Raw genomic sequence first — 25,396 nt, 5'->3', positions numbered from 1 at the left:
GAGCAACCTGGGGACGGTGGCCAGGAGCGGCCAGGGGATTGTCCAATCCCGAATGGGCCGCTGTCAGACGGTGGAAACTTCCTCGGCGATGGAACGCGCGGCGCTCAACGGATCCGCCGCGGTGTGGATGGGGCGTCCCACCACGAGCAGATCCGCGCCCGCACGCACCGCGAAGGCGGGCGTCTCCGCGCGGCTCTGATCTCCCCTGGCGGCACCAGCGGGGCGGATGCCGGGCGTGCACAGGAAGGGCGTGGGGCCCAGCTCGCGGCGGAAGGCCTCGGCCTCGCGGGGCGAGCACACCAGCCCGTCCACCCCCGCGCCCACGGCCAACCTCGCCAGCCGCAGCGCCGCCACGTCCGGAGCGCCGGAGAGGCCCACCGCCGTCACGTCCTCGGCGGACATGGAGGTGAGCACCGTCACCGCGAGCACCCGGGGCGCCTCGTGGCCCTTCGCCCGGGCGCCCTCGCGAGCGCCCTTCACGGCGGCCCTCAGCATGGCCTCGCCCCCGGCGGCGTGCACGGTGAGCAGGGACACGCCCAGGGCCCCGGCGCGCGCGGCCGCCAGCTCCACGGTGTTGGGGATGTCGTGCAGCTTCAGATCCAGGAACACCCGGGCGCCCAGCTTCTGGAAGGCGGCCACGGCTGCTGGGCCGTGCTCGACGAAGAGCGAGAGGCCCACCTTGGCGTAGCCCACGTGGGGTGCCACCTGCTGGTAGAGGCGCAGGCCGTCCTCCAGCGGGAGATCCGCGGCGAGTGCGAGCTTGTCGCGCGCCTGGGAAACGTCCGTCACGAGAGTCCCTCCTGGAGTTCGCGGTAGCCGCGGTAGAGCCGCTCGGACATCTCGCCCGGCAGCACGTTGCGCGCGGAGAAGAGCGCGTAGGAAACGAAGGCGTCGAGCGCCTCGAGCGTCATGGCGCGTGCCAGGGCCTCGCCGCCCCCGGAGACGTTCTGGCGGATGCGCTCCACGTCCACCCGGCCATCCGGGCCGAGCGTCACGCCCTCGTAGGCGGACTCCAGGCCCTGCTGGGGCGACTCGAGGAAGCCCTTCATCAGGTCCGGGTTGGCGCCCGCGAGGCGCAGCGCGGTGTGGATTTGAGCGAGCAGCGCGTTGAAGCGATCCTCGGGGCCGAGGGGCGCCACGGGCGGCGGGGGCACCGCCATGAAGGTGCCGGAAGCGCGCCGGGGCATGGGCGGCGTCATGGCGCTCTTCTGCTGGACGAGGAGCGCCCCATCCCGCGTGCGCTCCTCCACCCAGGTGAGGAAGGAGTAGAGGCTGCCCTCCCAGACGGAGCGCAGCGCGCCCAGCGTGGTGCCGTGGGCGGCGGTGGCGAAGAGGGCCTCCTCGCCGGGAGGTGGAGACTCGGGGCCGGCCACCACGGGGGTGTCGTCCGGGAAGTGCTTGCGCAGGCGCGCCACCACCTCGCCGCGCTTCATCCCCTGGAGGACCAGGTCCCGCGTGCGCTCCTGGAGCTTCACCGAGTCGCCCTCGGGCGGGCGGCCCTCGAGGAAGAGGAAGCTGCCCTCGGCCATCTCGAAGAGGTTGAGCACCACCTCGCGCACCAGGTACGTCATGGCGCTGTAGAGGTTGGCCTCGGAGAGGAAGCCCTCGCGGGTGAGCACCGCGCCGATGCGCAGGGTGGGCGTCACCTTGCCGAGCGCCTGGTGCAGCTGCTCGGGGGTGACGAGCCCCAGTTGCACCACCACGGCGCCGAGCCGCTCATGGTGCACGCTGGAGACGGCGAAGACGGGCTGCCCGTCGCGGAAGCTGACGGTGCGCTGCACCATGCCGTGTTGAAGGATGAGCTGGCCGCTGCGGATGCCGGAGAGGATGTGACCGAGCACCTCTTCCACGGACAGGGAGCTGAGGCTGCCGGCGAAGAAGCCGGTGAGCGCGGCGGGCTCCCGCAACAGCACCATCCCCTCGGGTGCATGGAAGTGCGCCACGAGGGGACGGCCGGGGGACAGGTTGGCGGCGAGGGGGCGCTCCAGCTCGAGCACGCCCGGCTCACCGCTCAACCCGACACGAGGCGTGGCCTTGGGACGTTGCGCCACGCGGATGGCTCTCCCTACTTCTTCGCCTGGAGCTCGGCGTCGATGACGCTCTTGAACTCGTCGAAGGGCTGCGCGCCGGACAGCAGGATGCCGTTGATGAAGAAGGCCGGCGTGCCGTTGACGCCCACCTTCTTGCCCTCGGCCAGGTCGGCCTGGACGATGGCGCCCTTCTCACCCGAGTCCAGGCACTTGTCGAACTTGCCGGTGTCCAGGCCCAGCTCCTTGGCGTAGCCCTTGAGCGCCGGCACCTCGAGCGCCTTCTGGTTGGCGAAGAGCTTGTCGTGCATCTCCCAGAACTTGCCCTGGTCCTGCGCGCACAGCGCGGCCTCGGAGGCCTTGGGCGCCTGCTGGTGGAAGTCCAGCGGGAAGTGGCGGAACACCAGGCGCACCTGGTTGGGATAGGCCTTCATCACCTGCTCCACCGACTCGTTGGCGCGGCTGCAGTACGGGCACTGGAAGTCGCTGAACTCCACGATGGTGATGGGCGCGTTCTCCGGGCCCTTCGCGGCGCCCGTGGCGGCCACCGTCTTCCGCTCGCGGGGCGGCTCCGGCAGGGTGAGCTGCACGTTGGCGCCCTTCTTCAGCTCGGCGAAGAACTCACGCGCGCGCTCCTGCTTCTTGGAGCCGGAGAGGAAGTCGACGATCTGCGGCTTCACCTGCTCGTAGGTGGTGCCCGGGGGCAGCCGCTCCTTGGCCTCCTCGTACATCTTCTTCAGCTCCGCCTCGGGCGGCTGCGGAATCTTGTCGTCGACCTCGGCCTTGATCAGCTGCTCCTCGGTCATGTTGCGCTTCTTGGCCTCGGCCTGCACCAGGCGCTCCACCACGAGCCCCTCCAGCCCCTGCTTGCGCAGCTGGTGCTTCTGCTTGTCCAGGTTGGCCAGCTGGTCCTTGATGCGATCATTGAGATCACCAAACGTGATCTTCTGACCATCACCATAGGTGGCCACGACCGTGTCCGGGCTGGGCTCGCCCGAGGCGGCGGTGGGGGTGGGGGTGGTCGCCGTGGCGGCGGCGGCCGGGGCCTTCTCCTTGTTGCAGCCGGAGAAGAGAGAGGCCGCCAACACGGCGGCCAGAAGAGTGGAAGTGGAGCGCATGAGCATGGGTACGGGTCCTTAGTCGAGAAAACCCCGCACTCGCAAAGAAATTTCTCATGCCCTCCAGGGGCCGCGTTTTGTCAGGCGACCAGCGGCTCGAGGCTGATCTCCGGCAGGCGCAGCTCGGGCAATTCCAGGTGCTTGCGGGCCGGGACGATCTCGTAGCTGGAGGGGTCCGACAGGACGGCCTTCACCAGCTTCTGGTTGAGCGCATGGCCCGTCTTGAAGGCCTTCAGGTGGCCAATCACCGGGCGGCCGAAGAGGGAGATGTCTCCCACGGCGTCCAGGATCTTGTGGCGCACGAACTCGTCCGGGAAGCGCAGGCCGTCCGGGTTGAGGATGGAGAACTCGTCCACGACGATGGCGTTCTCCAGCGAGCCGCCGCGGGCCAGGCCCATCTTCTTGAGCATCTCCACGTCCCGGAGGAAGCCGAAGGTGCGCGCGCGGGAGATCTCCCGGTGGAAGCAGCGATCGGAGAACTCCAGATCAAAGGACTGCCCGGTGATGAGCGGGTGCTTGAAGTCGACGGTGCAGGAGATGCGGAAGCGGTTGGCGGGCGAGAAGCTCGCCTCCTTGTCCCCGTCCGTCACGGAGACCGTCTTCTTGATGACGAGCACACGGCGGGGCTCCTCCTGCTCGCGCAGGCCGGCCTCGGCGATCAGCGCGGCGAAGGGAGCGGCGCTGCCGTCCATGATGGGCACCTCGGGCCCGTCCAGCTCCACGCGCACGTTGTCCAGCCCCATGCCGGCCAGCGCCGACATCAGGTGCTCCACCGTGCTCACCTTCACGCCGTCCTTGCCCAGGGTGGTGGCCAGCGACGTGTCCACCACGTACTCGGTGAGGGCGGGGATGGAGACCGGACGCGGCGTGTCCGTACGAACGAAGACGATGCCGTGGTTCACCGGCGCCGGCAGCAGCGAGAGGTTCACCGGCGCGCCGGAGTGGAGCCCTACGCCCTGGCAACGGACGGGGTGCGAAAGGGTGCGCTGGTTGTACGAGGTGTAAGCCATGTTCGGTGTCGCCTCTGAATCGATGCGGGTGCTGCTCGCCCTCCCCTCCCGGGGATGGGCCCGTCAATGTTCACTGCCCATCTGACGCGCCGCGTATCGATGCAAACCACACGCCACTGAAGCCATGCTCCCGAGGACAACCCATGGGGTGCTCTCGGCTCCCCAAGTATTGGAATCCACTGGAGTTTCTGGCTGGTTTGCTTGGGAGAGCCAAGCCACCGGTCCCCCGTCCCCCCTCGACTCGCTGTGCACCTACCCCGTCACCGTGACAAATGTGTCAGAACTTCCACACGCCGCACCCCGTCATGGCGCATCATTGACGCGTCCCAATAACGCAAGCGGCTGCCTGGAATCAAACGGTTGACGAACGAATCCGTGACAGAAGGCGCACTTACGGTGACGGATTCACGACAACGGCGTCACCGGGTCGCCGCGAGGAAGCGATCCCGGAGCAGCTCGGCATCGGCCCGGTCGAAGTTGAAACCCCGGAGCTGGGCGCGGCGGCTGACGGCGGCGAAGGTGTTCTCCAGCACCATGGAGAAACCACGCAGATCCTCGATGAGGCGCGTACGGACGGCGGGCCCCTCGGGTGGCCAGGGCAGCTCGGTGAGGAGCGCGCTGAAGCGATCGAAGGCCTCGTAGTCCACGTAGCGCAGCAACTGGTAGCTGCCGTCCTGGAAGTAACCGAGGAAGGCCACGATGCTGGAGATGACGGCCTCGGCGGCGGGGACGTCGTCGTTGCGCAGGTGCCCCTCGGCGGAGCGGCACAACTGGGCGAAGACCCACAAGTCCTTGCGCAGACGCTCGGCGGCCTCCATGGACGAGGAGAGCTGCTCGAAGGGGGCCTCGCCACTGGCGGAGCCGGGGGAGAGCGCCTCGGTGAGGGCCACCACCTGGGTCTGGAAGAGCTGGGTGAAGGAGTAGGAGGCGCGGGCGGCGGCGGCGCGATCGCGGTCCAACTCGACGAGCACGTCCCGGGCGATGCGCTCCGTCTCTCGGGCGATGTCGCGGGCGGCGCGCAGGCACGTGGCCTGGAGGGGCTTGGGGCCGGCCCTGGGGGCCAGCTCGTTCTTCAGGTAGCCCGCGAGCCCGAGCGCCTCGCTGCGCACCAGCGCGAGCAGCACGCGCACGCGGCGGGGAATGGGGCCCTGCGCGTCCTGGCTCACGTAGGCCAGGTAGTGCAGCAGGCGGAACAGGCCCAGGTAGGCGGTGGTGAAGAGGGGCCGCGTCTCCGGAGGCACCGTGGCGAGCAGCGACAGCAGGCGCACCGAGCGCAGCCGGTCATACTCCAGACGGAACTCGGTGAGCCGGAAGGGCCGGAAGTAGCGGTTGAGGACGATCTCCCGCAGGACGAGGTTGCCCACGTCGTTGAAGAGGCTCAACCCGCACACCGGCAGCTGCAGCAGGTGATCGATGAGGTTGCGCAGCGACTCGAAGGACTGGCGCAGGACGAAGAGACTCTCCTGGGGCGTCTCCTGGTCCAGCTCGCCTTCGATGCGCGAGCGGCGCATGTTGTCGTCGGCGAGCTGCGTCTCGACGTAGCGGCGGAACTGGAGCTTCTGGTCCGAGTCCGGATCCAACAGGTGCCGGGCGAGGCGGATGGCCTGGCTCAGGGTGGCGCGGACGTCCTTGAGCTCCTCGCGGAAGTCGCGGGTGACGAGCGGCTTGTCCTGGGGATCGAGGACGCCGTTGTCGTAGAGGTGGACGTAGCGCTCCACGCCGCGCAGGAGCATCTCGAACTCGAAGAGGAGCTCCTCGCGGGCCTCCACGGGCAGGGCGCGCAGCCAGCGCTCGCGCTCGGAGAGGAAGCCGGCGCGGTTGCCCTGCGAGGCGCGGACGAGCTCCTCGTAGAAATCACGGGGAACGCGAGACATGGAAGGAGCCGGGACGGCGGTGGCGGTGGTGCTCACCAGAGGGACCCCTGCCCACCGGAAGTGGGCACCTTCTTGTTGAAATAACTGTACGCATGGTGCGTGGCCGTGCGGCCCCGCGGCGTGCGCTGGAGGAAGCCTTCCTGGAGGAGGAAGGGCTCGTACACGTCCTCGATGGTATCGCGCTGCTCGCCCACGGCGGCGGCGATGGTCTCCACGCCCACCGGGCCCCCGCCGAACTTCTCGAGGATGGTGAGGAGGATTTTACGGTCCATCGCGTCCAGGCCGGAGGCGTCCACGCCCAGGCGGGTGAGCGCGGTGGAGGCCAGCTCCTGGGTGATGCTGCCATCGCCCTCGACCTGGGCGAAGTCGCGCAGGCGGCGCAACAACCGGTTGGCGATACGGGGCGTGCCGCGGGCGCGGGTGGCGATCTCCCGCGAGCCATCCCGGTCCAGCTTCACCCCGAGGATGCGCGCCGAGCGGTTGAGGATCTGCTCCAGGTGCTTGGGCTCGTAGTACTCGAGCCGCTCTTGAATCTGGAAGCGGTCGCGCAGCGGCGAGGTGAGGAGGCCCGTGCGGGTGGTGGCGCCGATGAGGGTGAAGGGCGGCAGGTCGATCTTCATCGCCCGGGCGGCGGGCCCGGTGTCGATGGTGATGTCCAGCCGGAAGTCCTCCATGGCCGGGTAGAGGTACTCCTCGATGGCGGCGTTGAGGCGGTGGACCTCGTCGATGAAGAGGATGTCGCGCTCGTTGAGGTTGGTGAGCAGGCCGGCCAGGTCCCCCTTGCGCTCGAGCGCGGGGCCACTGGTGACATGGATGCCCACGCCCAGCTCGTTGGCCATGATGTAGGCCAGCGACGTCTTGCCCAGACCGGGAGGCCCGGAGAAGAGGCAGTGATCGAGCGCCTCGCCCCGGCTCCTGGCGGCCTGGACGTACACCTTGAGCTTCTCGACGACGGCACTCTGGCCCACGTACTCGTCGAACGAGCGCGGGCGCAGGGAGGCCTCGACGCGGACCTCGTCGGTGAGCGCCTCCTCGGAGAGTGTGTCGTCGGATTTCCGCTTCGCCTTCGCCATACCCCTCATTCCTCTGCCGTCACCCTACCAGAACGGCCCCGGTGTCGCGGCTCCTCTCGTGGGGCTAGACTCCATGCCCCCCGCCGTCAGCCCGCCTGCCCAGGGAGCTTGCCCCGTGAAGGGACTCGTCTTCGACCTCTCCATCCCCCGGTACGTCCTCGCCAAGGGGGTGGGGGGGATGTACCCGAAGCTGCACTACGGGCGTGGGAGCTGTCTCTCCCTGCGGGAGCTGGCCTCCCCCACCCTGCCTGGACCGGACTGGGTGCGGCTGCGGCCCCTGCTGACGGGGCTGTGCGGCTCGGACATGGGGACGATCTTCTTCAAGATGAGCCCCCAGATGGAGCCCTTCAACAGCTTTCCGGCGGTGCTGGGGCACGAGGTACTCGCCGAGGTGACGGAGCTGGGGCCCCAGGCGCGCGGCGTGGAGGTGGGGCAGAAGGTGGCGGTGAATCCGCTGCTGCCCTGCCGCTGCGGGGCATCCAACCGCCGTGCCTCCTACGTGTACGGGCCGGAGAGCTTCCGGGGCGTTCGCCAGCACACCTTCGACGTGGTGTTGGAGTTGCTCGCCCGCCGGGAAGGCCCGGACCCGAGCATGCTGGTGACACATACCTTTCCGCTCGCGCGTTACACAGGAGGCCATCGAGGCCAATCTGTTCCGCGCCCGCCATCAGTCAGTGAAGACCGTTTTCGAGCTCACGGTGAACCCATGAATACGTCCTTCCGTCCCCTCCCCTTCCTCAACGAGGCCCGTGCCGAACGGGTGTCCGGCGTGCGCCTGCAGAAGCTCCGCCGGGCGGCGCAGGAGGCGCGAGACGCCTTCACGGCCGGCGGCCCGGTGGCGGCGGTGGCCACGTGCGACCTGGTGACGTTCCCCTACCCGTCCCTGTTCGCCTTCAGCGGAGGGGCGCTGTCACCGGCGCCCTACGTGATGATGACGAACCGGATGCAGGTGGTGCAGTACCTGGAGGACGGGACGACGCGCACCCTGCTCTTCAACCCGAGCGACTACGAGCGCGGCCAGGAAGCGCCCTTCTTCAAGTCGCTGCGCGAGAAGTACGGTGACTTCGTCTCGGACAAGATGATGACGCGGCGGCACGGGACGGTGCAGAGCCACCTGACGGCGCTGGGGCTGAAGCCGGAGGACGTGGACTACATCGCGTTCGATCACCTGCACGTGCAGGACGTGCGGCGGTGGCTGGGCGGGGATGGGGAGCCGGCGTACTTCCCGAGGGCGAAGCTGCTGGTGCAGCGGGCCGAATGGGAGTCGGTGAAGAACCTGCACCCGTTGGAGAAGGTCTGGTACGTGCCAGGAGGGACGGACGGGGTGCCGCAAGAGCGCGTGGTGCTGCTGGACGGGGACACGTGGCTGGGCCGGGGCGCGGCGATCCTGTCCACGCCGGGGCACACGATGGGGAACATGTCACTGGCGGTGGCCACGGACCGGGAGGTGTTCGTGGTGAGCGAGAACGGGGTGGCCTCGGAGAGCTACACGCCGCTGCAGTCGAGGATTCCGGGAGTACGCGCCTTCGCCGAGCAGATGGGCTGGGAGGTGGTGCTCAACGGCAACACCCGGGAGAGCTCGCTGGAGCAGTACTCGTCGATGGTGGTGGAGAAGGTGTTCGCGGGTCCGTCGCGAGTGGAAGCGGCGTTCGTGAACTTCCACCCGTCGTCGCTGCTGACGGGCTCGCTGGTGGCGCCGGGCCTGTCGCCGACCATCACCCTGCCCGCGCCGAACCACGGGGACATCCGCCCCACGGCCGCCGCCCGCCGCGCGGCCTGAGTCCACCTCACTCAGCCCTTCCGGCAGTCGAGGAAGATGCCGGGCAGGTGGCGGAGGTAGTCCTCCCAGAACGCGCTGCCATATCTGGCGCGTCCCTGCTCGGACAGTTCCGGCTGGAGCCAGCGCACCTGGGTGAAGCCGGCCTCCTCGAATGCGGAGCCGACGGTCTCCAGGCGCCAGTAGGTGTTGGACAGCTTCGGCGTGACGGTATCGCCCAGGGTGAGCGTGAAGTGCATCAGCTCGCCATCCTTCACGTTCTCGGGCACGAAGAAGTCGATGCCGTACTTGCGGTAGTAGCCCGGCGTGCGCGAGAGCCCCGGGTTGACGAAGTACGTGAGGAAGCGGCCACCCGGCTTGAGGTTGCGCGCGATGCCCCTGCCCGTCTGGACCAGTTCCTCGCGCGACCGCATGTAGCCCAGGAGATAGATGGCGACGGCGCAGTCGAACTGCCCCAGGCCCCCGAGCGAGACCGCGTCCCCCACCGCGTATTGGATGCCAAGGGGACTGGCTGCCTCGTGAGAGCGGGCGACCCGCACCATGTCCTCGGAGAGATCGACGCCCACCACGCGCGCCGCCCCCCACTTGCGGATGACCCGGGTAAAGATGCCAGTCCCACAGGCCAGATCGAGCACCGAGAGACCACTCAGCTCGCCCAGCACCCGGTAGAGCGAGAAGGCTTCGATGTGCTCGCGATACGGCAGCAGCTTGAACGTCTGATCGTAACTGTCCGCGACTCCTTCGTACTGGTCACGCTTGGACTCCATGAACTCCTCCGCTTCCCGTCCTGGCATCGTCGATGCGTTGCCCTATGCTGCTCGAATAAATCGAGAGCACACTGTTTCCAAGGCGGCTTTCGATGGGCTTTTCAGGATAGCAACCATTACCTGTTTTGCGGCTTGACGCTGGCGAAAAGGCCGTGGTTCGCTGCCCCGCCATGCCCCCTACCTCCATCAGGCAATCCCGGTTACCGCGAGGATTCAGCCTTCTTGGCGCGCTCGCCATCGCACTCGCGTGCCTGCATTGGCCAGCCACCGCTCATGCCCAGACATGGACGCTGACCAAGGCCCAGCGGCAATCCTACCTCCACTACTACGCCCCGATCGTGTTCAAGCGCGCCAACGCCAATGATGGCGACCATGGCCGGGACTGGATCACCCACTTCAACTTCGACCAGGACAACGACTTCTCGAACAACAAGCGCAACTGGAAGAACATCAACGCCTACGTCGATGCTTCGCGCAACGGGCCGAGCAGCTATGAGAGCTGGCGCATCCGTCCAACGCTCTACACCTCGCTCATCGAGTTCATGGATGGAGGGAAGAACCTCGTCCTGATCTATCACATCTACCATGCGCTCGATAAGAACGCCGCGGGCGACTACCAGTTGCATGACTGGGAGCGCGTGGAGATGCTCATCAAGAACGTGACCGGCTCACCGGGCAGTGGTGAGTCCGTCGCGTATGCCGTGGTGACCCAGCACAAGCGGAACGTCATCCGGCACCAGGGCAGCCCCCAGCTCAACTTCATGGAGACCTCGACCGGCAAGCACCTGATGATCTGGCAGGCCGAGTGGTCCGACAAGCTGGCGGCGGCCCACGGACAGGAATTGCGATTCGTGGTCGATCCGTATTCCTGGATCGCGGGCCGGATGGCGGGCTCCAATGCCGAGCTCGATTTGAACAACGATGACGGCAGGAAGAACGTGCATTACGTGTTCGTGCCACAGGGCTCGGCTGGAGCGGTCTCGGCGTTCAACGCGAAGGTGCTCACCTATGCCACGGCGGATCAGCTCGCGAGCCGCTATGACAATGGCAAGACCGTCACCTGGCCGAACGTGAAGCGAATCTCCTACGAGCTCCAGGACCTGGCGGACATCCTGCCGACGCATTGGCAATACGGCGGCTATCAGACGCACTGGCTGACCGCGGCCCAGCAGGACTTCCTGTTGGAGAGCCCGATCCTCAATGAGTTCGGGCTGGCCGAGGTCGGCACGGGCATGCAGCGCTTCTACGCCAAGACCCGGGACATCGAGAACGAGGACGATCGCGAAGGATATATCGCGAAGAAGTGGTTCTACGGCACCTATGAGCTCAATGCCGATGCCTCGGATTGGGGTGGCGGGGGCTCTGGCGCCTTCCATGACAACGCATGGGCCAGCACGGTGGTGGACTCCCGCGGACAGACGCGCGCGAGTGCGAGTGGCTATACCGGCTCGCCCTCCGCCTACTGGTGGCAGCACGACTACTTCGTCCACTCCGGTCAGCTCGACTCGACCGAAGGGGTGGAGGCGGGCTTCTGGCTGCCCGGACAGTGGTATCTGCCCTCGAACGGTGGATTCGACGGACGCTGGGTGCAGTTGTTCGACGACCCGTAACACGCTGAGCACACGCGAGGACGAGACGCTCACCGCTCGTCCTGGCTCCCCCGGGATTACTTCCGCCCGAGGCCCCATCCGAGTCACTCTCATTCCCACCGCGTCACAACCCCTCGCCCTCCGGGAGAGGGACGGGGTGAGGGTGCCACGGGCCTCGGGTTGTTTGTCGTACTCGAGCGTATCGACATCCCCGAGCCCGTCGTGCGGCAACCCCTTCGAGTAGCTGGCGAAGCGGCTGGCTGAGATGACATACATTCCTCCTTGTTGGGGCTGCGCTGCGGACGGAGGATGCGAGACGGGTCCGCCACAATCACATATGCTCGATGATGGACCCACGCCCTGGCCGGTGAGCAACCCAATGCATTGCATCCGCGAGAGGGATTTCCCTCGGGCGTTGGCCAGCATGTCGTGGACCCGACACGCACCCCTCGGCTATGTTGGCGCCGCGCCGCAAGGCCACGTCACGACCCCTCACCGCAGCACCTTCCCCAGGAGGATGAAGATGTTCGGAAAAATCGCCGCCGATGCCCTCGGACTCAGTGACATCGGCTCGGTCATCGCCCCGGCCGACTACGACAAGGTGGACGCCGACGACTACGTGATGCACGAGGACCAGGAGAAGATCTACTTCCTGATCAAGTCCAAGTCGGACGAGTACTGTTTCACCAACAAGGCACTCATCCACCTCGACGGTACCAGTGCCACCAGCAAGAAGCGCATGCTGCGCCGCTACAGCTACGGCAGCAACCCGATCTCCCACGTGCTGCTCGAGACCGCGGGCAACATCGACATGGACGTGGAGATCAAGTTCCGCCTGGGCGGCAATGACTTCTCGATCGACGTGCACAAGAAGCACCTCGAGCAGGTCAAGGACCTCTACAAGGCCCTGTTCCGCATCTCCGAGATGATGCACGAGAACGAGATCGCGCTCGGCCACGCCAAGACCAGCATCGATGTCGCCTCCACCACCCTCGGCCGCGGCCAGGCGGGTTCCACGCCCATCGTGGAGTCCTTCAAGGAGCTCAACCAGGCCGCCTTCGCCTGGCTCACCGGCGCCCAGCAGAAGTACTGGGTGAAGGATTTCGGCTCCGTGTTCGAGCGGTACATCAAGGCGTGAGCAGGTAGAATCCGAGGCGGGCGGCTCCAGGTGGGCTGCCCGCCTTCTTGTCTGTAATTTCTGAACCCTCGGAAGCCGTTTTTCTCAAAAAGCAAGGCGCGGCCTGGCTGTCCGCATGGTGGGCATGTGCGCTCTTGAGCGCACGCTGACGAGGCTTTCCAGCTCAAGGATTTTCAGGTATTCCTGTCTGTCTTGAGCAATCCCATCACAAGGAGGTCAGGTGCTTCGACGACTCATTCTGGGGGCCGCCCTATGTCTGTCGGGGGAGGCGTTGGCCAAACCACCCGCGGGCAATGTGTTCTGCGCCACCTACCCCACGGCGCCCACGTGCACCGGGCAGCAGCCGGCCTGTACCTACTGTCACGTCGCGCCGCCGCAGCGTAACGCCTTCGGCACCGCACTCGAGGCCCAGCTGGCTCCCGGTGCGCCACGCCCGCTGTCCGATGCGGATTTCATGTACGCACTTCCCACCGCCCTGAGGGCCGTCGAGGCCCAGGACGCGGACGGCGACGGCGTGTCGAACCTCGTGGAGCACCAGCGCGGCACCCAGCCGGCCGATCCCAACAGCGTGCCCGTGGAGACGGGCGGCTGCGTGGCGGGCACCAGTCCCCACAACCCCCAGTACGACGTGTGCCGCTATGACACACGCTTCGCCTACCGGCGCGTGCTGCTCGACTTCTGCGGACAATCCCCCACCTATGCGCAGCTCAAGGAGTTCGCCGCGTTGAGCGCCGATGAGCAACGCTCGCGGCTCGACGCCGAGCTCGACCGCTGCACCACCAGCGAGTTCTGGCGCGGCAAGAACGGGCAGCTGTGGAAGCTGGCGCACCCGAAAATCCGTCCGGTGGGCTCGCTCAAGGCCGGCGAGGACAAGGGCGCCATTCCGCTCGCCGACTACTATGACGACTACAACCTCTTCGCCTGGTCGCAGCTCGACGACCACGACGCTCGCGAGGTGCTGACGGCGAAGTACTTCGTGCGCCGGGACACCAACCCCACGCGCTACTCGGTCGCGACGACGCTGCCGACGCAGTTCGTCGACGAGGCGCACCGCGCGGGCAACATCACCTCCTCGTGGAGCCTCATCTACTTCGTGATGTTCACCGCCCTGCCCCGCAACGCCGCGTCACAGGCCTACCGCGCGTACCTGGGCCTCGACATCGCCAAACAGGAGGGCCTCTACAGCATCCCCGGCGAGCCCCGCGACTACGACGCCAAGGGTGTGACGGCGCCCACCTGCGCCGCCTGCCACGCGACGCTCGACCCGCTGAGCTACCCCTTCCGCAACTACCAGGGCCTCTCCCTCACGGCCCGCAATACCTCGGCCCGCTACATTCCCAGCCGCCTCGAGACGTATTTCAGTGACGTCGCGCCGGACATCACCCAGACGCCCGAGGCCGGTTACCTCTTCGGCAAGCCGGTGGCGGACCTGGTGGAGTGGGCGCAGGTGGGCGCCAACAGCGACGCCTTCGCCATCGCCACCGTCACCGACTACTGGAAGCTGCTCATCGGCCACGCCCCGAAGCCCGAGGAGCAGGCCGAGTTCGTCTCCACCTGGCAGCGCTTCAAGGGCACGCACGGGTACCGCGTGCAGCGCATGCTTCACGATCTGATCCGCACGGAGGCCTACGGTGCGCCCTGATTCTCTTCGCGTGTTGCTCCTGTCCGCCGCCTGCACCCTCACCGCCTGCCCGTCCCCCACCCCTTCCGTGCCGGACGCTGGCACGCCGGACTCGGGGACTCCCACGGAGGTGACGCGCTCCTCGCGCAACAACCTGCGCTTCAAGGGCCCGGAGCGGCTGGCGCTCGACTTCGCCACGGCGCTCTCCCTGCCCGTCGAGCAGGTGTGCAACGAGCTGGGCCAGTACCCTTGCACGACCTATGTGCACACCGTGGCCCTGGGCGGTGTCGAGCCCTACGGCCTCGGCTTCTACGAGCCCCTGCCCTTCACTGGCGTCACCACGCCCATCGCCGTCGATCGCGTGGCGCTGGCGGCCTGTGGGCAGCGCGTCACGCTCGACACCACCACGCCCTCCACGGCCGTCATCTTCGGAGGCATCGGGCTCGACGCCCAGGGCCGCCTGGCGAACCGCGAGGGCGAGCCGGTGAAGAACGCCATCACCGCGCTCTACCAGCGCGCCCTGCTGAGAGATCCCACGGAGGCCGAGGTGGGCACGTTGGTGCAACTGGCCACCGACATCGAGTCCTCGGGCAGCACCGCGCCCGGCCGCGACTGGATGAAGGCCGCCTGCTTCGCCGTCCTCTCTTCCGCCGAGTCCGTCTTCTTCTAAAGGGAAACGCCATGTCACTCCGCAACAATGGCCGGCTCTCGCGCCGGGAGATGTTGAAGGCGCTGTCTCTGTGCGCCGCGGGCTCCACGACCCTGGGCTCCCTGCTGACGGGATGCCGTGATTCGCTGCAGACCCCCGAGTCCCTCGAGCGCCTCGGCGGCACGCGCCGCGCTCGCCTCGATGGCAAGCCCCGCTTCCTCATCGTGGTGGGTGCCGCTGGTGGCGCCTCCATCGTCGACAGCTTCCTGGCGGTGCGTGCCTCGGAGGCCGGCGCCAACGCCTCCAAGCTCAACACCTTCGCCGACGCGCAGGTGCAGGGCGTGGACGGCTCCCCGTTCCGCGCCGTGAAGGTGAGCAGCCCCCGGCTGGGCAACATCCCCCAGGCGGTGAACACGGATCAGCTCCCCTTCGTGCTCAAGCACAAGGACTCCATGCTGGTGGCCACCTCGGTGGGCACCTCGGTGAACCACGTCATCGCGCAGAAGCGCAGCATCACCGGCAACGCCGCCTGGCGCGGCCGGACGCTGCAGGAGTGCGTGGCCCTCCAGTACGGCGCGGGCGTCCCCATCCCCAACGTCAACATGGCCATGGGGGGCTACTCCGAGCGCGGAACCGACCACTCGCTGCCCTCGTACTGCTACGGCGAGGTGGTGAGCAACGCCTCGCTCTGGCCACTGGGGCTCGATGGCAGCAAGGGCCTCAAGGACGCGCCCCCGCGCGACGTGGTGGAGCTGGCCCGGCGCACGCGCAACACGCTCGACTCGCGGTCCGTCTTCGGGAAGACCTTCGAGAACGCGCCGGCGCTCCAGCGCTGGAACGAGCAGCGCATCGTGGGGCAGCCCGCGCTGGAGGCGAGGGACCTCATCAACCGCCTCAACGTGCTGCCCAACCAGCCGCCCACGATTCCGCTCTCCGAGTACGGCCTGTCCAGCTCCCCCGATGGGGATCGGCTGCGCGCGCTCTTCCCGGACTACATGACCGATCCCGTGCAGAGCCAGGCGGCCCTGGCCTTCCTGCTGCTCAAGTACCGGGTATCGGTGACGGTGACGCTGGGCCCGTCCTTCAACGTGGCGGTGGGCAACACGCGCGAGCAGCCCATCGCCAGCCCGCCCCTGGCCTTCGACTTCAGCCACACCGAGCACCGCTCCGGCCAGGCCTTCATGTGGTCGCGGGTGATGGGCGTGGTGGACAAGCTCATCGAGCTGCTCAAGGCGGAGCCCTTCGATGAGACGAGCGGCGAGAGCATGTGGGACCGCACGTTGATCTACGTGGCGACCGAGTTCGGCCGGACGCGCAATCGGCCCAACGACGCCGTGGAGTTCAGCTCCGGGCATGACCTCAACAACGGCTTCCTGATGCTCTCCCCGATGCTGAAGGGCAACACGGTGTTGGGAGGCATGGACCCGCTCACCGGGCTGACCTACGGCTTCGACCCGCACACCGGAGCGCCCGAGCCCGGCAAGATGACGACGAACGAGCCGGACATCTTCTCGGGAATCCTCACCGCCCTGGGCGTCGACACCTCGGGCAGCGGGCTCCCCGACGCGAGCGCCTTCGTGCGCACCTGAGCCGCTCTACCCGGGACCCCGGAGTCTTACGGGGTCCCGATAACTCCGCAGGCCACACTCGACTGCCCTCCCTGTTGCTCCACCGTCGACAGTACGGGGAAACACGGAGTGGCCACCCTCTCCGAGAAGACAGCGAAGACGGCTCTGGTACGCACCGTGCAACTCCCGCCGCCTCCACCCCCGGAGAACTCCATCATGAAGCGCTCTTCACTCCTGATGCTCCCCGTCCTGTTCGGCCTCGCTTGTGGCGAGGGCGGCACCGAGCCCCTTCCCGCCGAGGAGCTCCAGGCCAGCTCCGCCGCGCTGTCCGCGGTCTTCTCGGGCACGGTCGTCGATGCCAACAACCGGCCGATTGCCAGCGCCCGCGTGACGGTGAATGGCATCACCCGCCTCACCAACAGCGCGGGGGCGTACTCCCTCTCGGTGACGGAGGCGCAGACGGGTTACGTGCTCGACATCCGCAAGGATGGCTACGGCCCGGTGAACAAGCTCCAGATGTCGAGCCAGCTCAGCCAGGTGCACGTGCTCCGCAATGCCTTCACGAAGCAGATCAGCCCCACGGCCAACACCGTCGTTCAGGACCCGGCCTCCGGCATTCGCGTGGACGTGCTCGCGAACACCCTGCGCACCGCGACGGGCGGGCTGCCCTCGGGCAGCGTGTTGTTCTCCATCGTGCCGCACGGCCCGGACACCATGCCCGGTGACTTCACCGCGCGCAACGCGGCCGGCCAGACGGTGGCGCTCGAGACCGTGGGCGCGGTGACGCTGTCGGCCGTGGATGGCCTGGGCAACACGCTCGCGCTGGCCCCCGGGGCCTCGATGAACGTGCGCCTGCCCGTGCCCGCCGCCCTCGGCGGCACCATGCCGGCCTGCGTGCTCAACGGGAGCTGCCGGACCGTGATGTGGCGGTTCAACCCGTCCACGGGTCTGTGGATCGAGCAGAGCACCAGCCGCCAGTTCTCCACCACGGCCACGACGTTCCAGCTCACGGGCGTGCGCCAGGGCGGCACCATCGATCCCGCGGATGGCCTGGGCACCTGGAACACCGACATCGAGAAGGTCAACCCGTCCTGCTCCATCATCGAGTTCGTCAGCATCCCCCTGAATTGCTACAACCCGTTTGGCGCGAGCACCGAGCCCGGGCTCACCCTGAGCCTCTCGCAGACGTCCATGGGCGGTGCGGTTTGGACGAGCAACGGGACCGTGCGCTCCAGCGCGACGTACATCGCGCAATACAACCTCCCCTCGAATGCCCCCCTGCAGCTGGCGGTGACGTTCCCGACGGGAGCCCCCGCTTATTGCGCCGCCAACCTGTCCCTGAGCGCGCTCCCGGGGCCATTCACGGTCACGGGTAACGCCATCCAGTACAACTCGGGCGCGCCCGCTTCCGCGCCGGGCTATCCGAAGGACCCGAGCGGCAACCCGATCGATTTCAACGACGTGTTCAACGGCGATCACACGTGCAGCTCGCACATCTACATCTCGACGCACCCGTAAGGCCGCTCACATAGAGCCCCGCGGCGTGCGCGAACCGAGCGCACGCCGTGCCTCCAGCCTCAGCGCTCGAAGCGGATGATGCGCTCGATGCGATAGGTGGAGGGCTTCTCCAGGGGCTTGAGCAGCATCAGCTCCGCGGGCTGACCGGTCTGGACGGTGTGTTGCTTCGGTTGGGCCAGCTGGAGGGTGTCGCCCTCCTTCGCCGTGGCGGACAGTGGCACGGCGAACAGCCCGCTTCCGTCCACGGTCTCCAAGGCTCCCAGGACGCGCAGATCGCCCAGCTCGTCCACCTTGCCCACCAGGGCGAGCGCGGGCCCCTGGCCCTGGTCGCGCACCGCGCGCGTGGCGGAGATGCCCACGTCCGCGGTGAAGGGCTTTCCATCCGCGCCGAACAGGCCCACGCCCTTGAGCATGAGGTAGACGATGCCCGAGGTGTCGTTCTCCGGAATGGACTCGTAGCGCGCCACCTCCGCCTTCTCGGCCCTCCCGCTCGCGAGTGCATCCAGCGCCGTGGCGAGCGCGACGAAGTTGAGCTGGACCAGGGGCGCATCCGGAGCGCGCGAGGGCCACGGTCCCGTCTCGATGAGGACGGAGGGTGTGCCCCAGCGCGTCATGTTGTCGCCGAAGGCACGCACCTCGAAGGAGTCGTCGTAGCGGCCCACCTGTCCGGGCGCGATCGGCTCCAGCGCATCGCGAATCACCGCGCACACCTTCTTGGCCAGCACCCGGCCCGGGTTGTCGCTCCGGGGCTCGTCGAAGGCCGCCGCGAGCAGCGAAATGGAGGCCGGACGGCCCGTATTGCCCACCCCGTAGCGCCAGCTCTGGTTGTGCAGGTTGAAGCCGATGAAGGGCTGGAGCCTGTCCCGGAGCGCCTTGAGGGTCCGCGCCTCGGGCGTCTGCAGGGCGAGCGCATCCCGGTTGATGTCGATGCCCTGGGCATTGCGGCGCTGGTAGCGCTCGGCGCCATCGGGGTTGAGCATCGGCACGGCGTGGAGGGTGAGCTCGGAGAGGATTCGCGCGACCCAGGGCTCCTGACGGTGCGTCCGGAGGTACTCGAGGAAGTCGAGCAGGGCCGTGGTGGCGGTCGGCTCGTCTCCGTGCATCTGGGACCAGAGCAGGACATGCCGGGGACCCGTGCCCAGCGAGAGATGGTAGAGGGCGCGCCCCTCCACCGACTGGCCCACCACCTCGAGCTGGAAGAGGTCGGGGGACTTCTCCCGCAGACGCTTCAGGTGCTTCTCCACGTGGGAGTGCCGCACCAGTGGCGGCAGCGGAAGGTCCTTGGAGTGAACCTGCTCCCACGACTTCGTGAGCGCCTGGGGTCCCGGGACCGCGGCGGTGGAATGAGAGCTGGCCGGAAGGGTTGCGAGCAGGGCAGAGAGCAGGAGGGCGGTCGTCATGGTGTGCGCCGCCGGACTGTAATCGAAGAGAGGCTCATGCACTCACGACGGCTCGCCGGCCTGGCCCTGTTCCTCACCACCTTGCGCCGCGGTTCCGGCTGGTGCGCCATGCGAAGGGGCCCTGAGCTGGGACCCACAGTTTCTTCGCACGGCGCCATCTCCCGTGCATGATGCGCCGCATCGGAGGAGCCCATGAAGAACCGGATTGTGATGGCAGTGGCGGCCCTGGGACTGGCGATGACCCTGGCCGGTTGCAAGAGCGAGTGTCGCGTCTCGTGTGAGAAGAAGCAGGAGTGCGTGTCCTCCGGCCTCGACGTGGCGAAGTGCACGGAGACGTGCGAGCAGAAGGTCAAGAAGGACAAGGACTTCTCGGCCCAGGCGCAGGAGTGCTCGCAGTGCGTCAAGGGCCGGACCTGCTCCGAGACCATGAAGCAGTGCCTGGACGACTGCATCACCGTCGTGGGCTTCTGAGCCCCCGTCCAATACGGGAGCGGGGCTGACCCACTCGCTTCCGTGGGCCTGGGATGGGCAATGCGCGCCAACTCGCCAGGGGCAAGGGGAACGGGGCTGTTGCTCGTCCTGGCCCTGTTGTCCAACGCATGTGCGTCACTGGGGCCACCACCCGGCCGGGGGATGAGCCTGCATTACACGCCGCGTGAGGCCACGGGGCGTGCGGTGGGCCCTGGCAGGGTTGAAAGGGATGCGAGGTCGAGCACCCTCGCGGCCCACGTGGCGTTTCTCGGTGCCGTGAACGAGGTGTCCACCTCCTCGCGCCACGTCTCCAGCGAACTCTCCAGGCTCAAGGCCAGCGTCCCGGGCATCGCCAACGCGGGCAACGACATCTTCGTCCGCTACGTCGACTACGGCGAACGTCAACAGCGATGGATTGACGCCGAGCTCGCCGCCGCCACCCGGCTGGCCATCGCCGCCTCGGAGGTCGAGGACCCGGACACGCAGCTCGCCCTGCTGCGCCTCGCAGGCCCACGATTGGAGGCAGCCATGATGGGCTCCCTCCTACTGGCCGTGTGGTTTGACTTCCTCAACCTCACCGACACCGCGCTCTCCCGGCACTTCCAGGGCGTGGAGACGCTGTTCATGAACATGGACCGCGTCCAGAAGATGCTCGAGCCCGCCATGACGGCGCTCTCCTCGTTGGAGCCACAGCAGGTGGAGGCAGCGGCGCAAGACGTCCCCGCCCTGTTAGGCCATCTCACCGGCGAGTTCTCCGTACTCCGTGAGGCCATACGCAAGGGGGCGGAAGTCCTCCAGAAGGCGCTGGCATTGAAGGAGGCCATGGAGGCGCTCACCCTGCTGTCGGCACTGAGTGTCTCCCTGCCCCGGCTGCTGCCGCGAGCCGGTCCCGCCACGCTCGGCATGAGCTTCTCGGTGGGCGCCAACGGCATGATGATGGGCACGCGGATGGTCGTCTCCGCCGAGTGGGTGGAGATGATGCGTCAGTTGGTGCGGGCAGGCGTCCTCTCCGTACCCGCCGTCAGCGCCGCCGTTCGGATTCAGGCCGGCCAGGTGATGATGGCCGAGGCGCACGGAGAGCTTCCCAGGGGCGTGCGCGAGGCGCTGGGCGACAGCCCCGAGGTGCGGGGCATGCACGTGACGGGCAAAGCGGGGGCCGGCATGGCCGAGCCACCGCGGCACCACGTCATGCCGAAAGAGTTCCGCGAGTGGTTCGAGAAGCGCGGCTTCACCGGCGAGATGGACATCGACGAGTTCTGCGTCAGGCTGGAGCGGGCGCACCACGAGGCCATTCACGGTGGAGGCGACTGGAGGCTGGGGCGCATATGGCCCGGTGAGTGGAACCGGATGATCATGGAGGCGCTGTACGAAGCCGAGATAACAGCCGGCCGGATGTTGATGCGAAACGAGGTACTGGACATCGTCGCGTATCGCATGGAGCGCTATGGTATCCCGATGGAGTTCACTCGATGGAGAGGGCAATGAGCGGCGGACAGGCTTGGCGGGGCAACTGGAGGGTCCGCCTATACGAGCGAGTCCGCGAGCGCGGCTACGATTCGCTCACCGCCTTCGCGAATGCTCGCCCCACCGCCTCGCTGGTGGCGCTGGCCGAGGAACTGGGTCCGGATGATGTCGTCGGCGTGCAGGTCTTGAATGGGCTGCTCTCCGAAGCAGAGCAGCGCAAGCAGGTCACACGTTTTGTGCGCGATGCGCTTGTGCGCGAAATGTCCGAGTGTCTTCCCGACGGCTGGCCAGCCGTGCTGGATGACGCCAACCGCTTCAAGGTTGCCAAGGCGTTCGGTTCGTGGATCGCCGATACCCCAGAAACCCATAAGGAGCGCGCCAGACAGGTCAGGACGTCTCTCCTGGCTACGCCACCACCGCCCGGCTGGCGCCCGCTCGGCCCCGACGACGAGTTGCTTCTCTCGCTTCTGCCTGACGAGGAAGTCTGACCATCACCTCAGGTTCCCGGCGGCTTGCGCGGCAGGTCCACGCTGAGCGCGGCCTGCATCAGGTCCACCAGCCCGGGCCACGCCTCGGCCGACAGCCACACGCCCTCGACGTCGTGCTCGGCGTTCACCGCCAGCGAGGAGGACTCGAAGAGCCGCGCCGGCACCGCCCCCTCCTTCGGCAGCGCCCCGGACACCCGGAAGCGCTGCCCGTCCCAGCTCAGCCCCTCGGGCATCACCTGATCCAGCACGGTGCGCAGCGCGGCCTTGCCTCCGCCCACGCGCAACACGCCCTGCACCAGCACCGAGGCCGCCCGGGACTCCTCCAGGTCCACCCGGCCCGGCGTGAGCAGCGTCAGGTGGTAGCGGCCCGAGGCGAGCTCCAGCCGCTCGGGGGTCACCTCCACGCGCAGCTTCCAGCCGGAGACCTCCAGCCTCACGTCATAGGTCCGAGGCCCGTACGCCCACTCGCCCACCGAGAGCGCCTTCACGTCCTTCAGCGCCCTGCGCGCCAGCGCCTCCACCCGGGCGTGCGACAACCGCAACCGCTTCCGGGCCACGTCCACCGTCACCTGGCCGGACAGACCCGAAGGCAACTTCCCCACCCACTCCCGCGCGCTCTCCCACCACCGCGAAGCACCGGACATCCCAGAGCCCTCCTGGCAGTACACCCTGGTCCGTATCTGGCCCCGGACAGACTCGCGTTTCAAGCGCACTGAACGGCCAGGCCGGTGTGTCCCCCGGCCCCCGTGTGATTAGATGCCCCCAGGCATGACGATCGGTTCCAAAGAAGGCCCCCCACCCCCGTGGCCGGACATCCACCGGACGGTCCTCTCCACACTCGATGCGCTGGCATCGTCCACTGGATGGATTCCCACCGCCGCCACGGTCGGCATCGAGCCCGTCTTCGAGCGCGTGCTCCAGCAGATCTGCCAGCCCCAGGGATTCAGCCCCGAGGCCTACATCGACGTCATCACCCGGGACGCCGGGATGCGGCGGGAGGTCCAGAAGCGTCTGTCACGCCTGATGGAGACCCCGGCGCTGGTGAACATGCGCCGCGAGGCCCAGCGCCGCGAGGCCGAGCACCAGCTCCACGTGCTGCACTTCGTCCTGTCCGGCCAGGAGCCGCCCGACTGGGTCCTGTCGACGATCGACGAGGAGCAGCAGCAGCAACTCCGGGACGCGGCGGAGTCTGGCGAGGAGAGGGATCCGGTGCTCCTCCCGCGGGTGCAGCGGGCGCTCCAGAAGCTGGCCGCGACCCCCACGACGTACGGCCAGTGCGAGGACTGTGGCACCGCCATCCTGCTCGAGCGCCTGCAGCTCGTGCCCTGGGCCGAGTGCTGCGCCGCCTGCCAGCGCAAGCGCGAGGGTGTCCCCGACGAGGCGCCGGAGCCCCCGGTGGCCGTCACCTACTTCTGACCGCGCGCCCCTTCCACCACGCGCCGGGCGATGGCGTGGCTGATGGGGTGCCCCAGCTTCAACTCGACGTCCAGGTAGATGGGTGAGCTGTTGAGCTCGAGGAACACCCACTCGTCGCCCTGGTGCTTGATGTCGATGCCCGCGAAGGTGAGGCCGCACGCGCGCGCGGCCTCCCGGCAGAAACGCTGGACGGACTCGGGGAGTTGCACCTCGCGGTAGGAGGCCCCTCCCCCGCTGTAGATGGGGTCCGCCCGGAAGTCGAGGTGCTGCTCCGGCGTGTCGATGGCCACCGAGGAGACGAGCTCGTCCCCCACCAGCATAATGCGCAGATCCTCTCCCGGGGCGCGCTCCTGGAAGATGACGGGCGAGGCGGTGACGTCCTCGAGCCGCTCGAGCGCCTCCTCATCCAGCACCCGGGTGATGGCCCCTCCCATGATGGGCTTGAAGATGACGTCCTTCACCTCGGCGTGGAAGGCGCGGATGGCGGCCGGATCGTTGGAGATGAGCGTGCGCGGCACCCGGGCCCCGACGCCGCGCAGCGCGTGGAGTTGGAAGGGCTTGTATTGCATGACGCTCGCGGCGTGCGGGGCGTTGACCAGCGTGGCGCCCCGATGGGCGAGCTGGAGCAACCACGCCACGAAGTACGAGGCCCGCTCGCGCGTGTGCATGAAGGTGGTGAACCAGTCCTCGTAGAGGACGAACTCGCCATCGCGCTCCATCGAGGGGGCATAGGGGGCGGGGATGGAGCGGAGGTAGAAGCCCTGGACGTCGTCCACCTCCTCTCCCAGGTAGAAGGTCCGCCCGTCGAGCATGGACAGCGGCAGGCCCCGGTCGAGCGCATCGGGCTCGATGAACACCGTATCCGCGCCGAGCACCGAGGCCTCGCGGGCTACTGCCTTGCATTGCACATCCGCCGCCGCGCCAAAGATGCCGATTCTCAAGCACTCCCCCCAGGTAATGGACACATAGGTGGTCCGGGCCGTGCACACCTTGAAGATGGACACGCGAGGAGGACATCGTGACGAAGCCGAAGAAGGGCCTGCCCTTCATCAAGTTCGAGCTGCCCAAGCGCAAGAAGCCCGACGACAAGCAGGCGAGCAAGCCCGACAAGCCCAAGCCCTCCGACCGCGTGACGACCATGGCCGTGGGCGAGGAAGGCGGCGAGCCCCGGTAGGTATTCCCTAGGCGCCGGTGCGCAGGGACTTGAGGGCCTCGCGGAAGAGGGCCTGGAAGGCGGCCTCGGCGCCGAGCCGCTCGCTGGCGGACTCCGCGGCCTTCTCCGCCTGCGGCTGCTTGTAGCCGAGGTTGATGAGCGCCGAGACGAGGTCCGCCCTCTGCGCGGACTCGGGAGCCACGGGCTTCGCCTGGGCGGCCACCTGCTCCAGGTGCAGCGTCTTCACCTTGTCCTTGAGCTCCAGCACGAGCCGCTCGGCGGTCTTCTTCCCCACCCCGTGAATCTTGGTGAGGCGCGCCACCTCGCCCCGGCCCAGCGCGGCCACCAGCTCCGGCACCTCCATGCCGGAGAGCACCGCCAGCGCGAGCCTCGGCCCCACGTGGGACACCGAGTTGAGCAGGAGGAACAACTCCTCCTCGGAGCGGCTGAGGAAGCCGAACAGCTCGAAGGCGTCCTCGCGCACCACGGTGCGCACGCGCACCTGCACGGGCTGGCCCTCCGCGGGCAGCCGCCCCAGCGTGAGCGAGGAGAAGAACACGCGGTAGCCCACTCCCCCCACGTCGATGGTGGCCTCCTCGAGGCTCTTCTCCAGAACGTTGCCACGCAGTGCCGCGATCATCGCGCTTCCGGCCTCCTGTAGGACGGCGTCAGCTTGTCCGCGAGCTGCGCCTGCGCCGACTTGCGGCGCGTCTTCGAGGGCCTGGCGCCCGATACGGGCACGCCGGACCGGCCCTGGTTGAGGTGGCAGATCGCCACCGCCAGTGCGTCACTGGCATCCGCGCGATCCAATACCTCGACCTGGAGGAAGGTACATACCATGCGCGCCACCGCGTCCTTGTCGGCGGCGCCACCGGCACCCACCGCGCGCTTCACCCGGGCGGGCGGGTACTCGTGCACGGAGAGCCCGGCCTGGGCGGCGGCCAGCAGCGCCACCCCGCGGGCATGCCCCAGGATGAGGGCACTGCGCGCGTTGCGGAAGGTGAAGACGCCCTCCACCGCCACGGACTGGGGCTTGTAGAGCTTCACGGCCGTCAGCAGCCCGCCATGCAGCTCCTTGAGCCGCAACTCCAGGGGCGCGTCGGGGTCCACCTTGATGACGCCATGGCCCACGTGGACCAGCCGGCCTCGCCGCTCCTCCACCACGCCATACCCCATGAAGCGGCTGCCGGGGTCGATGCCTAGGACGCGCAAATTCCTCTCCGGGGACAACGGAACAGGGGTTCAGCCTGCCCTATAACGCGCGGGCCGCCCCCG

24 protein-coding genes and 1 pseudogene are annotated in these 25,396 nt (G+C 67.9%); 13 read left to right on the top strand and 12 right to left on the bottom strand.

Features of this window, described 5'->3' with window-relative positions; genetic code table 11:
- Nucleotides 1-63 precede the first annotated feature (63 nt).
- From pyrF to ruvB, 6 genes are all read right to left on the bottom strand, one after another.
- Nucleotides 64-789, bottom strand: coding sequence for an orotidine-5'-phosphate decarboxylase (gene pyrF / locus Q664_RS17010; protein WP_043395973.1), 726 nt, complete (start codon nt 787-789; stop codon nt 64-66).
- On the bottom strand, nt 786-2,051 hold the full coding sequence (locus Q664_RS17005; RefSeq protein WP_043395970.1) for a DUF4388 domain-containing protein: 1,266 nt from the start codon (nt 2,049-2,051) through the stop codon (nt 786-788). Before Q664_RS17005 ends, pyrF begins: the two co-directional genes overlap by 4 nt.
- 14 nt (nt 2,052-2,065) lie before the next feature.
- Nucleotides 2,066-3,151, bottom strand: coding sequence for a thioredoxin domain-containing protein (locus Q664_RS17000; RefSeq protein ID WP_043395967.1), 1,086 nt, complete (start codon nt 3,149-3,151; stop codon nt 2,066-2,068).
- A 74-nt stretch (nt 3,152-3,225) separates the two neighbouring features.
- A complete protein-coding gene (lpxC, locus tag Q664_RS16995; protein ID WP_043395963.1) occupies nt 3,226-4,155 on the bottom strand; it encodes a UDP-3-O-acyl-N-acetylglucosamine deacetylase in 930 nt (309 codons plus the stop codon).
- A 419-nt stretch (nt 4,156-4,574) separates the two neighbouring features.
- Complete coding sequence (locus tag Q664_RS16990; RefSeq protein ID WP_043396318.1) at nt 4,575-6,029, bottom strand: hypothetical protein; 1,455 nt, start codon at nt 6,027-6,029, stop codon at nt 4,575-4,577.
- 32 nt (nt 6,030-6,061) lie between these two features.
- Nucleotides 6,062-7,102: a Holliday junction branch migration DNA helicase RuvB gene (ruvB, locus tag Q664_RS16985; protein WP_043395961.1), complete on the bottom strand. Its 1,041-nt coding sequence runs from the start codon at nt 7,100-7,102 to the stop codon at nt 6,062-6,064.
- A 73-nt stretch (nt 7,103-7,175) separates the two neighbouring features.
- Here ruvB and Q664_RS62665 point away from each other — a divergent pair.
- Nucleotides 7,176-7,523: pseudogene (locus Q664_RS62665) on the top strand (alcohol dehydrogenase catalytic domain-containing protein); the annotation flags it as partial.
- A 285-nt stretch (nt 7,524-7,808) separates the two neighbouring features.
- Nucleotides 7,809-8,882 (top strand): MBL fold metallo-hydrolase, encoded by a 1,074-nt coding sequence (locus tag Q664_RS62660; RefSeq protein ID WP_043396316.1) that lies wholly within the window; start codon nt 7,809-7,811, stop codon nt 8,880-8,882.
- 11 nt (nt 8,883-8,893) lie between these two features.
- Here Q664_RS62660 and Q664_RS16975 read toward each other — a convergent pair whose 3' ends face one another.
- Nucleotides 8,894-9,646, bottom strand: coding sequence for a class I SAM-dependent methyltransferase (locus Q664_RS16975; protein ID WP_043395958.1), 753 nt, complete (start codon nt 9,644-9,646; stop codon nt 8,894-8,896).
- A gap of 170 nt (nt 9,647-9,816) precedes the next feature.
- On the opposite strand from Q664_RS16975, the gene Q664_RS16970 reads away from it, so the two are divergent.
- The 6 genes from Q664_RS16970 to Q664_RS16945 all read left to right on the top strand — a co-directional run bounded on the left by Q664_RS16970 (nt 9,817) and on the right by Q664_RS16945 (nt 17,729).
- The gene (locus Q664_RS16970; RefSeq protein ID WP_043395955.1) at nt 9,817-11,256 is read left to right on the top strand and encodes a hypothetical protein; all 1,440 of its coding nucleotides are present in this window, start codon (nt 9,817-9,819) and stop codon (nt 11,254-11,256) included.
- Nucleotides 11,257-11,758: 502 nt separating this feature from the next.
- The gene (locus Q664_RS16965; protein WP_043395951.1) at nt 11,759-12,373 is read left to right on the top strand and encodes a PH domain-containing protein; all 615 of its coding nucleotides are present in this window, start codon (nt 11,759-11,761) and stop codon (nt 12,371-12,373) included.
- A gap of 220 nt (nt 12,374-12,593) precedes the next feature.
- A complete protein-coding gene (locus Q664_RS16960) occupies nt 12,594-14,015 on the top strand; it encodes a hypothetical protein (RefSeq protein ID WP_043395948.1) in 1,422 nt (473 codons plus the stop codon).
- Nucleotides 14,005-14,664, top strand: a complete 660-nt coding sequence (locus tag Q664_RS16955) for a hypothetical protein (RefSeq protein ID WP_043395945.1) — start codon at nt 14,005-14,007, stop codon at nt 14,662-14,664. The genes Q664_RS16960 and Q664_RS16955 overlap by 11 nt, the downstream gene beginning before the upstream one ends.
- Before the next feature lie 11 nt (nt 14,665-14,675).
- Nucleotides 14,676-16,232, top strand: coding sequence for a hypothetical protein (locus Q664_RS16950; RefSeq protein WP_043395942.1), 1,557 nt, complete (start codon nt 14,676-14,678; stop codon nt 16,230-16,232).
- Nucleotides 16,233-16,427: 195 nt separating this feature from the next.
- A complete protein-coding gene (locus Q664_RS16945; RefSeq protein ID WP_235216728.1) occupies nt 16,428-17,729 on the top strand; it encodes a carboxypeptidase-like regulatory domain-containing protein in 1,302 nt (433 codons plus the stop codon).
- A gap of 59 nt (nt 17,730-17,788) precedes the next feature.
- Here the strand turns inward: Q664_RS16945 and Q664_RS16940 are convergent, their stop codons facing one another.
- Nucleotides 17,789-19,129, bottom strand: a complete 1,341-nt coding sequence (locus Q664_RS16940) for a M14 family metallopeptidase (RefSeq protein ID WP_084610016.1) — start codon at nt 19,127-19,129, stop codon at nt 17,789-17,791.
- A 192-nt stretch (nt 19,130-19,321) separates the two neighbouring features.
- On the opposite strand from Q664_RS16940, the gene Q664_RS16935 reads away from it, so the two are divergent.
- Genes Q664_RS16935 through Q664_RS16925 form a run of 3 tightly spaced genes read left to right on the top strand, consistent with a single transcriptional unit; the run spans nt 19,322 to nt 21,552 of the window.
- A complete protein-coding gene (locus tag Q664_RS16935) occupies nt 19,322-19,600 on the top strand; it encodes a hypothetical protein (RefSeq protein WP_043395936.1) in 279 nt (92 codons plus the stop codon).
- Nucleotides 19,601-19,660: 60 nt separating this feature from the next.
- The gene (locus Q664_RS16930; RefSeq protein ID WP_075207454.1) at nt 19,661-21,085 is read left to right on the top strand and encodes a DUF2380 domain-containing protein; all 1,425 of its coding nucleotides are present in this window, start codon (nt 19,661-19,663) and stop codon (nt 21,083-21,085) included.
- Nucleotides 21,082-21,552, top strand: a complete 471-nt coding sequence (locus Q664_RS16925; protein WP_043395933.1) for a hypothetical protein — start codon at nt 21,082-21,084, stop codon at nt 21,550-21,552. The genes Q664_RS16930 and Q664_RS16925 overlap by 4 nt, the downstream gene beginning before the upstream one ends.
- A gap of 8 nt (nt 21,553-21,560) precedes the next feature.
- Here Q664_RS16925 and Q664_RS16920 read toward each other — a convergent pair whose 3' ends face one another.
- Nucleotides 21,561-22,196, bottom strand: a complete 636-nt coding sequence (locus Q664_RS16920; RefSeq protein WP_043395931.1) for an Hsp20/alpha crystallin family protein — start codon at nt 22,194-22,196, stop codon at nt 21,561-21,563.
- 124 nt (nt 22,197-22,320) lie between these two features.
- Between Q664_RS16920 and Q664_RS60025 the strand changes: the two genes are divergently transcribed.
- The gene (locus Q664_RS60025; RefSeq protein ID WP_043395928.1) at nt 22,321-22,968 is read left to right on the top strand and encodes a TraR/DksA family transcriptional regulator; all 648 of its coding nucleotides are present in this window, start codon (nt 22,321-22,323) and stop codon (nt 22,966-22,968) included.
- On the opposite strand, the gene Q664_RS16910 is transcribed toward Q664_RS60025, so the two are convergent.
- On the bottom strand, nt 22,959-23,972 hold the full coding sequence (locus Q664_RS16910) for an ATP-grasp domain-containing protein (protein WP_084609979.1): 1,014 nt from the start codon (nt 23,970-23,972) through the stop codon (nt 22,959-22,961). The genes Q664_RS60025 and Q664_RS16910 overlap by 10 nt on opposite strands.
- A 14-nt stretch (nt 23,973-23,986) precedes the next feature.
- Between Q664_RS16910 and Q664_RS59095 the strand changes: the two genes are divergently transcribed.
- Nucleotides 23,987-24,142, top strand: a complete 156-nt coding sequence (locus Q664_RS59095) for a hypothetical protein (RefSeq protein WP_160174424.1) — start codon at nt 23,987-23,989, stop codon at nt 24,140-24,142.
- Nucleotides 24,143-24,149: 7 nt separating this feature from the next.
- Here the strand turns inward: Q664_RS59095 and ruvA are convergent, their stop codons facing one another.
- Together ruvA and ruvC are read right to left on the bottom strand one after the other, a co-directional pair.
- Nucleotides 24,150-24,761, bottom strand: coding sequence for a Holliday junction branch migration protein RuvA (gene ruvA, locus Q664_RS16905; RefSeq protein ID WP_043395925.1), 612 nt, complete (start codon nt 24,759-24,761; stop codon nt 24,150-24,152).
- The gene (gene ruvC / locus Q664_RS16900) at nt 24,758-25,333 is read right to left on the bottom strand and encodes a crossover junction endodeoxyribonuclease RuvC (RefSeq protein ID WP_043395922.1); all 576 of its coding nucleotides are present in this window, start codon (nt 25,331-25,333) and stop codon (nt 24,758-24,760) included. Before ruvC ends, ruvA begins: the two co-directional genes overlap by 4 nt.
- Nucleotides 25,334-25,396 lie beyond the last annotated feature (63 nt).

It is taken from the genome of Archangium violaceum Cb vi76 (assembly GCF_000733295.1).
Lineage (GTDB): Bacteria > Myxococcota > Myxococcia > Myxococcales > Myxococcaceae > Archangium > Archangium violaceum.
This window is presented reverse-complemented; position numbering and strand designations above follow the sequence as displayed.

Coding starts and splice junctions, on each gene's coding strand:
- ruvA (WP_043395925.1), bottom strand. CDS start 24,761: ATGATCGCGGCACTGCGTGGCAACGTTCTGGAGAAGAGCCTCGAGGAG.
- Q664_RS16965 (WP_043395951.1), top strand. CDS start 11,759: ATGTTCGGAAAAATCGCCGCCGATGCCCTCGGACTCAGTGACATCGGC.
- Q664_RS16950 (WP_043395942.1), top strand. CDS start 14,676: ATGTCACTCCGCAACAATGGCCGGCTCTCGCGCCGGGAGATGTTGAAG.
- Q664_RS16970 (WP_043395955.1), top strand. CDS start 9,817: ATGCCCCCTACCTCCATCAGGCAATCCCGGTTACCGCGAGGATTCAGC.
- Q664_RS60025 (WP_043395928.1), top strand. CDS start 22,321: ATGACGATCGGTTCCAAAGAAGGCCCCCCACCCCCGTGGCCGGACATC.
- Q664_RS16975 (WP_043395958.1), bottom strand. CDS start 9,646: ATGGAGTCCAAGCGTGACCAGTACGAAGGAGTCGCGGACAGTTACGAT.
- Q664_RS62660 (WP_043396316.1), top strand. CDS start 7,809: ATGAATACGTCCTTCCGTCCCCTCCCCTTCCTCAACGAGGCCCGTGCC.
- lpxC (WP_043395963.1), bottom strand. CDS start 4,155: ATGGCTTACACCTCGTACAACCAGCGCACCCTTTCGCACCCCGTCCGT.
- Q664_RS16935 (WP_043395936.1), top strand. CDS start 19,322: ATGAAGAACCGGATTGTGATGGCAGTGGCGGCCCTGGGACTGGCGATG.
- Q664_RS16990 (WP_043396318.1), bottom strand. CDS start 6,029: ATGTCTCGCGTTCCCCGTGATTTCTACGAGGAGCTCGTCCGCGCCTCG.
- Q664_RS16940 (WP_084610016.1), bottom strand. CDS start 19,129: ATGACGACCGCCCTCCTGCTCTCTGCCCTGCTCGCAACCCTTCCGGCC.
- Q664_RS17000 (WP_043395967.1), bottom strand. CDS start 3,151: ATGCTCATGCGCTCCACTTCCACTCTTCTGGCCGCCGTGTTGGCGGCC.
- Q664_RS16945 (WP_235216728.1), top strand. CDS start 16,428: ATGAAGCGCTCTTCACTCCTGATGCTCCCCGTCCTGTTCGGCCTCGCT.
- ruvB (WP_043395961.1), bottom strand. CDS start 7,102: ATGGCGAAGGCGAAGCGGAAATCCGACGACACACTCTCCGAGGAGGCG.
- Q664_RS16920 (WP_043395931.1), bottom strand. CDS start 22,196: ATGTCCGGTGCTTCGCGGTGGTGGGAGAGCGCGCGGGAGTGGGTGGGG.
- Q664_RS16930 (WP_075207454.1), top strand. CDS start 19,661: ATGCGCGCCAACTCGCCAGGGGCAAGGGGAACGGGGCTGTTGCTCGTC.
- Q664_RS16925 (WP_043395933.1), top strand. CDS start 21,082: ATGAGCGGCGGACAGGCTTGGCGGGGCAACTGGAGGGTCCGCCTATAC.